Raw genomic sequence first — 243 nt, 5'->3', positions numbered from 1 at the left:
AGAGCCCGCCGACCACCACGGTGCTGAGCTGACTGCTGACCCTCTTCTTGAAGATCTGCACATCGCACACCAGCCCGTCGTTGGCGAGGAAGTTGCGGAAGTACTCGCGGCGGCTTTCCTCGCTGTCGCGCACCTCGTTCGACAGGGTCGGCACCAGGATGGCGTCCGGCGCATAGAGGGCGAGGATGGCTTCCACATCACGGGTGGCGACGGTCGCGGCCCAGGTGTACAGCGCGGCCTTGG

Annotated in this window: 1 pseudogene; it reads right to left on the bottom strand. The window is 65.8% G+C overall.

What is annotated here, in order from left to right:
- A pseudogene (locus tag FS767_RS22505) lies at positions 1–243 on the bottom strand (DUF4440 domain-containing protein); the annotation flags it as partial.

It is taken from the genome of Pseudomonas sp. DE0010 (assembly GCF_007680745.1).
Lineage (GTDB): Bacteria > Pseudomonadota > Gammaproteobacteria > Pseudomonadales > Pseudomonadaceae > Aquipseudomonas > Aquipseudomonas parafulva_B.
Note: the sequence above shows the minus strand (reverse complement) of the source record. Positions and strands in the feature narration are given on the sequence as shown.